This is a genomic window from Clostridium sp. TJA085 (assembly GCF_058310235.1).
This window is the reverse complement of record NZ_JBZEEZ010000012.1, coordinates 1,333-2,562: the sequence shown is the minus strand read 5'-3', so window position 1 is coordinate 2,562 and position 1,230 is coordinate 1,333. Positions and strand designations below refer to the sequence as shown.

Annotated in this window: 1 rRNA gene (only partly in view); it reads right to left on the bottom strand. The window is 53.4% G+C overall.

The window, feature by feature from the left end:
• A 23S ribosomal RNA gene (locus tag AC4FQW_RS13265) occupies positions 1-1,230 on the bottom strand; its annotated part runs 1,332 nt beyond the window's last position; the annotation flags it as partial.

The window sequence follows — 1,230 nt, the reverse complement described above, 5'->3', positions numbered from 1 at the left end:
CTTACACCCCTGACCTATCAACCTTGTGTTCTTCAAGGGGTCTTACTAGCTTACGCTATGGGAAATCTCATCTTGAGGTGGGCTTCACGCTTAGATGCTTTCAGCGTTTATCCCTTCCCGACTTAGCTACCCAGCTATGCTCTTGGCAGAACAACTGGTACACCAGAGGTCAGTCCATCCCGGTCCTCTCGTACTAAGGACAGCTCCTCTCAAATTTCCTACGCCCGCGACGGATAGGGACCGAACTGTCTCACGACGTTCTGAACCCAGCTCGCGTGCCGCTTTAATGGGCGAACAGCCCAACCCTTGGGACCTACTTCAGCCCCAGGATGCGACGAGCCGACATCGAGGTGCCAAACCTCCCCGTCGATGTGAACTCTTGGGGGAGATCAGCCTGTTATCCCCGAGGTAGCTTTTATCCGTTGAGCGATGGCCCTCCCACGAGGTACCACCGGATCACTAAGCCCGACTTTCGTCCCTGCTCCACTTGTGGGTGTCGCAGTCAGGCTCCCTTCTGCCTTTGCACTCTTCGAACGATTTCCGACCGTTCTGAGGGAACCTTTGGGCGCCTCCGTTACTTTTTAGGAGGCGACCGCCCCAGTCAAACTGCCCACCTAACAATGTCCAGTCACCAGTTTCATGGCGTCCTGTTAGAATTCCAGTAATATCAGGGTGGTATCCCAAGGTTGACTCCATTAGGACTGACGTCCTAACTTCCCAGTCTCCCACCTATCCTGTACAGATAATACCGAAATTCAATGCTAAGCTACAGTAAAGCTCTACGGGGTCTTTCCGTCCAATCGCGGGTAGCGAGCATCTTCACTCGCACTACAACTTCGCCGGATTTGCAGTTGAGACAGTGCCCAAGTCATTACGCCATTCGTGCGGGTCAGAACTTACCTGACAAGGAATTTCGCTACCTTAGGACCGTTATAGTTACGGCCGCCGTTTACTGGGGCTTAAGTTCACACCTTCGCTTGCGCTAAGTGTTCCCCTTAACCTTCCAGCACCGGGCAGGCGTCAGCCCCTATACATCAGCTTTCGCTTTAGCAGAGACCTGTGTTTTTGCTAAACAGTTGCTTGGGCCTATTCTCTGCGGCCTGCTCTCGCAGGCACCCCTTCTCCCGAAGTTACGGGGTCAATTTGCCTAGTTCCTTAACTGCAATTCTTCCGCCGGCCTTAGGATTCTCTCCTCATCTACCTGTGTCGGTTTGCGGTACGGGCACTACT